Source organism: Rhodococcus sp. OK519 (genome assembly GCF_003051005.1).
Classification (GTDB): domain Bacteria; phylum Actinomycetota; class Actinomycetes; order Mycobacteriales; family Mycobacteriaceae; genus Prescottella.
The window spans coordinates 1-5587 of the sequence record NZ_QAOW01000025.1; the positions used below are offsets into that span (position 1 = coordinate 1).

The following is a 5587-nucleotide window of genomic DNA, read 5'->3' on the forward strand; positions in this document are numbered from 1 at the left end:
ACGGGCAATCCGGATTGTCTACAGTCGCCACTGCAGACTTTCTATGACGGTGGTCACTCGTGCGAATCTGCAGGTCACGGCGCCGAAAGCGGTTCCGGAGGCGGCGCATTCGTGGGGCGGAGGGTGGAGTCCGGATGTCCCGCCTCGGGCGCCCTTCGGTGAACCGCTCACCGACAGAATGGAACCCATGCCCCTCACCCCCGATGCAGCGTTCTGGCGCCGCGTGCATGCGGACCGACAGCGCGTGCGCGACGAGCGGGAACGGGTGACCCGAACAGGGTCGTTTGCCCCTGAACGACGCGTCGCCCCACTGGGTTCGGCGACGCGGCGGCGGCCCGGGAGGCAGTCCGCCCCTGGAGCCGGGCAGTCCCCGTATGGGCGGTCTATCGTGTCAGGTGTCGGGTGATTGAAGCGCAACAACGATCGACGCGGAGGGCGCGGTGACACCGGTCATGATTTCGACGGATCGCTCGAGTCGTGGCGTGTACGGCATCTCGGTAACCTCGGAACTGTCCGGGGTGGGCCCGCAGACTCTGCGACTCTACGAGCGGCGGGGCCTGATCTCGCCCACCCGCACGATGGGCGGAACCCGGCGCTACAGCCCGAACGACCTGCAGCGCCTCGAGCGGATCGGCGAGCTCGTCGAACTGGGGGTGAACCTCGTCGGCATCGCCCGCATCCTCGAACTCGAAGACACCCAGGTGCGCCTGGTCGAGGAAAACACGCTCCTCGCGAATTCGGCTGCACAGCTGCAGTTTTCCCGATAGTACGAAACACGTCAGGCCCCGCCCCCTGTGTGGGGGGCGGGGCCCGACGTTGCCTCACATCCCCGCGAGGGGGAGAGCGGGGTGGATCAGATTACGGTGATGCCGGTTGCCTGAGGGCCCTTGGCGCCCTGGCCGATCTCGAACCGCACCTGCTGGTTCTCCTCGAGGCTGCGGAACCCGCCGCTCTGAATCTCCGAAAAGTGCGCGAAGACGTCAGCGGAACCGTCCGAAGGTGCGATGAAGCCGAACCCCTTCTCGGAGTTGAACCACTTCACGGTGCCCTCTGCCATGTATTTCTCCTCTTGTCATGCTCAACAGCTCTGCCGAAAAATGGGCAGGGCTGGGCCGGTATCACACCACGGCGATTCCTGAACAGGAGATCCATCCGCCCGCAATAAGCATTTGCGAGCGTGGCAAAACGCGAACAAAAACTACGACCAACAACAGTTAACCACACATTGTGCGGGAAGTCGTCTCGAACGGAATTCACACCCCAGGCGGCAAGGACGAAAACCCAGTGCCCGGGAAGCGAGTGGCAGCCGCTGATTACGGGGCGCGTCTTACCGGGGCGCGTCGCCGTCGGTCCGGCCGATGGCCTCGACAGGGGACGGATTGTCGACATACTGAGGGCAATGTTTCACTCGGACTGGACTTTCGGAAATAGAGAATTACCGGTGGCTACTGCGCACTGAACAGCGCGCGATGAATTTCCTCGCTGGTCTTCCGCTGAGGAGTCAGGAGGGCGGTGGTGGACCCGGCCACTGCTCGTGCCGGTTCGTTGTTCTCGGGGCCGACGCTGGCCCGGGGGTTGGAGAAAAGCACTCCGTTGACGCCATGTTTGCTGTTCATAGTGGTCCTTTGTCGTCGTGCAGCAAGTCAGCAGCGACTCGCTCAGGATCGATACCGGCCCCGGGTCAGCCCGAGGAAAGTCCGAAAAAAGGACCGTATCGAGACGCCGTACATGAGGCCCGGATACTCGATCACCGAGACGAGTTTCCAGCGCGCTGAGATCGCCAGGGCAGAGAAATTCACCTGGCTCGAACCCCACTGTACGGCTTCCCCGAAAAAGCGGGCGCTGATAGCCTCGCCTCCGCTCACCGGCCGACGTTCACGGGCGGGCGATGTTTGCGCTACCAGCTGGGGCCTCCGCCCTGCGTAAGCTCGTCGGTTGCGAGATCGCCCTCGACGGGATCCGGTTCACCCCGACGGCGCCCAAAACCCAGAGCGTCTTGATGATCGTCAGCCCCGCCGGTACTCGCGCCGGAGGGGCATCGACTGCCACTGCCGGGCGCCGGCGCCCCGGCTGCGCACCCCGCCACACGCCGGCAACGAGTTGGCACTCGGGGTTGCCGAGTGTCAGAAGTGGTGGTTATCATCCACTCGCACAGTAAATTTCGGTCGCCCGTCGAGGTGGCGGGGACCTTTCTATGACATGGGAGGTGTGTTGCTGTGCTTCGTTTGGATCCCTTCACTGACATCGACCTGATCGCCAAGTCTCTGCTTGCCCCAGGGACCGGCAGTGCGCGAAGTCCGCGGTTCATGCCGATGGACCTCTACAAGGTCGATGATCACTACCTCCTGCACGCCGATCTCCCCGGCGTCGATCCAGGATCGGTAGATGTCCGTGTCGACGGTTCGACCTTGACGTTGACCGCGCACCGCAGTGCATCACCGGAAGACGGTGTGACGTGGCTGGCCGGTGAACGATTTGCCGGCACCTACAAGCGTCAGGTGTCCATCAGCGACGACATCGACAGCGAGCGTATCGCCGCGTCCTACGAGAACGGTGTACTGACGGTGAGCTTGCCGATCGCGGAGAAGGCGAAGCCGCGTCGCATCGAGATCACCTCCGGCCCACCGAGTCGTGCCGGCACAGCCGGCGGGCAAGTTCAGATCGAAGCCTGATCTCCTCGGCCTGAGCACAACCATGGCGGGGGAGGCCCGAACCGTGTGCCGGTTCTCGGGCCTCCCCCGCCATCGTTATCTCGCCGATGCTCGGCCCCTGGTGAGCGTCAGCCGCTGGATTTGTCGCTGTCCGATCCGCGCACGATGTCGGGGGCGTTCTCCCGTGTGGCCATGCCACCGTCCCGACCATGATCGACAGGTCCCGGCGCGTCGGTGCGCGCCCGGTCACCAGTTACTTCTTCATCTTTCGGCTGTTCCATCGTCTGCCTCCACTGGGTGCGGTCAGTTGGTGCCTGTACCTCTTGTCTACCCCGACCGGAGACATTGGACACGGCAGCACAAGCGCGCGAAGTGGCACCGCGAGTACGACTCTCCTCGGCAGAGGCCCGGTCGGGCCTGCCGGTGTTACGGGTGCACTGGTACGACTCGGCCCGCACCGGCCTCCCGGATCCACAGCAGGAGCGCATCGGCGAGCTCCTCTAGGTCAAGCTCCAGCTCGGACTGCTCGGACTGCTCGGACTGCTCGGACTGCTCGGCGTAAACGGCGAGCAGAAGGGTATCGACCTGCACATCGGCCTAGACCTCGTGGCCCACGCCCGCAACGGCGCATCCGATGTGTACTTCCTCGTCTCGGGTGACGATGACCTGGCCGACGCAGTCGAAGCGGCTCAGGTGCACAGGGCGCAGGTCGTGCTGCCCGCTATGCCGACCGTCGACGGCTACCCCATGGCGTGAGCCGGCACCTGGTCAGGGCCACTGAAGGCCAGGGTTGGAGCACAAAGCCGAACCTGTTGTGCACCAACCACTCCTGACGGGAAGCGGCAGAATCAGAGACCGGACAGATCGAGGTCGAGCCCATTCAGGCGAAGACAGCTCGAGTGGCACTCTGCTAGACGGGCACTGCCATGGCCTTCCTCCTGGCGACTTCATGAAGGCCGGTGCGCGGATGCTTTTCGTCAGCCGCATGAGATCTGCCGGAAGCATGTGATACTGCTCGCATCCGGTCATGCCGTGGTCTGCGCAGCGGAAGAAGCGTGCGGGAGCGCGAGCGCATCCAGACCTGCATCTTCTGTTGCTGCCGGCGCCTGGTTCCTGGAGTGTTACTCCGGGTCGTCCGCGGTGTGACGTCGATTCGGTCGCATCCTGTTGATGGCCGATTTCTCATATCGTTGTACCTAGTGGCCTGCGTCGACAGCTGACGCCGGTGAACCATCTACCCCAACGGAGGAACCCTGGGTGGCCATCACCAACATCAACGAGTTCGCTCACCTCACCGACGTCGACATCGACGCACTCGGGCGCGAGTTGGATGCGATCCGTCGCGACGTCGAGGAGTCTCGGGGCTTACGCGATGCCCGGTATATCCGGCGAACGATCAAGCTGCAGCGCTCGTTGGAGTTCGGTGGCCGGGTCGTGCTCGTCGCCGGCCGAAGAAAGCCCGTGTGGGTTCTCGGTACGGCGATGCTCTCGCTCGCCAAGATCATCGAGAACATGGAGCTCGGGCACAACGTGATGCACGGGCAGTGGGACTGGATGAACGATCCCGAGATCCATTCCACGACGTGGGAGTGGGACCAGACCGGCCCGTCAGAGCACTGGAAGCGGGCGCACAACTACTCGCACCACACGTACACCAACATCGTCGGGATGGACGACGACGTGGGATTCGGCATCCTGCGGATGACGCGTGACGAGGAGTGGAAGCCGATCAATCTGCTGCAGCCGATCGCGAACGTGATCCTGGCGGCGACGTTCGAGTGGGGCATCGCGCTGCACGACCTCGAGGCGCAGCAAAAGCGCGAGGGCGTCGACCCGATGCAGTGGAACTCGGGGCCCAACAAGGAGTTCGCGCTCAAGATCGTCCGTCAGGTCGGGAAGGATTTCGTGTTGTTCCCGGCGCTGACGGGCCGGGGGTGGAAGGCCACGCTGGCGGCGAACGCGACCGCGAACCTGGTGCGGAATCTGTGGGCGTACGCGGTGATCTTCTGTGGTCACTTCCCGGACGGCGCCGAGAAGTTCACTGCCGAGCAGTTCGAGAACGAGACGCGGGCGCAGTGGTATCTGCGGCAGATGCTCGGCAGCGCGAACATCGACGCCGGCCCGGTCATGGGATTCCTGACCGGCAACCTGAGCTATCAGATCGAGCACCACCTGTTCCCGGACCTGCCGTCGAACAGGTACCCAGAGATCGCGGTGCGGGTGCGCGCGCTATGCGCGAAGTACGACCTGCCCTACACCAGCGGGCCCCTCACCCGGCAGTACCTGCTCGCGCTGCGCACGATCCACAAGCTTGCCCTGCCGGACCGCTTCCTGAAGCGGACCTCGGACGACGCTCCCGAGACGTCGTCGGAGCACAAGTTCCACGCGAGCGGTTCGCAGATCGCGGAGGCGCTGCGGATCGACCCTGAAACCGGGCGCCGCCGCGGGCTGGTCTCAGCGCTGCACGCACACGCCGAAACACGCAGGTTCACGCGCGGGAAGTGAAAGGCGGCATAAGGTTCCCGCCGCCAAGGCAGGCCGAGCAAGTGGACCCATCGAATCGCGGCCACCATGACCGCACCGGCCGCTCAGGTCATGAGACGGGCTCTGCAGTGGTTGAGATGGGGTCCAACCGCGAGTAGGCGCTGAGGTGCGACCCCAGCCGAGGGGGTGTACCGGAGTCAGACGACCCCTTCCACGCACTGTCGGTCCGCATGCACGCGGCGCCAGAACGCTGCATCGGGGGTGAGGGGCATGGGTTCCATTCTGTCGGTGAGCGGTTCATCGAAGGGCACCGGAGGCGGGATATCCGCCCTCTGTCCCGCGAATGCGCCCCCGCCCGAACCGCTTTCGGCGCCGTGACCTGCAGATTCGCACGAGTGACCACCGTCATAGAAAGTCTGCAGTGGCGACTGTAGACAATCCGGATTGCCCGT

Annotated in this window: 5 protein-coding genes and 1 pseudogene; 4 read left to right on the plus strand and 2 right to left on the minus strand. The window is 64.3% G+C overall.

Annotated features, from left to right (window positions below):
• Positions 1-452 precede the first annotated feature (452 nt).
• Positions 453-767 (plus strand): MerR family transcriptional regulator, encoded by a 315-nt coding sequence (locus C8K36_RS24420; protein WP_107987597.1) that lies wholly within the window; start codon positions 453-455, stop codon positions 765-767.
• 86 nt (positions 768-853) lie between these two features.
• Here the strand turns inward: C8K36_RS24420 and C8K36_RS24425 are convergent, their stop codons facing one another.
• Positions 854-1057 carry a cold-shock protein gene (locus tag C8K36_RS24425; protein WP_107987593.1) on the minus strand — a complete coding sequence of 68 codons (204 nt, stop codon included), beginning with the start codon at positions 1055-1057 and terminating at the stop codon, positions 854-856.
• A 388-nt stretch (positions 1058-1445) separates the two neighbouring features.
• Positions 1446-1616: a hypothetical protein gene (locus tag C8K36_RS24965; protein ID WP_181319717.1), complete on the minus strand. Its 171-nt coding sequence runs from the start codon at positions 1614-1616 to the stop codon at positions 1446-1448.
• A gap of 600 nt (positions 1617-2216) precedes the next feature.
• Between C8K36_RS24965 and C8K36_RS24435 the strand changes: the two genes are divergently transcribed.
• From C8K36_RS24435 to C8K36_RS24445, 3 genes and pseudogenes are all read left to right on the plus strand, one after another.
• Complete coding sequence (locus C8K36_RS24435) at positions 2217-2672, plus strand: Hsp20/alpha crystallin family protein (RefSeq protein WP_107987595.1); 456 nt, start codon at positions 2217-2219, stop codon at positions 2670-2672.
• A 324-nt stretch (positions 2673-2996) separates the two neighbouring features.
• Positions 2997-3433 (plus strand): annotated as a pseudogene (locus C8K36_RS24440) (hypothetical protein); the annotation flags it as partial.
• Positions 3434-3908: 475 nt separating this feature from the next.
• Positions 3909-5156, plus strand: a complete 1248-nt coding sequence (locus C8K36_RS24445; RefSeq protein ID WP_107987596.1) for a fatty acid desaturase family protein — start codon at positions 3909-3911, stop codon at positions 5154-5156.
• Positions 5157-5587: the final 431 nt, after the last annotated feature.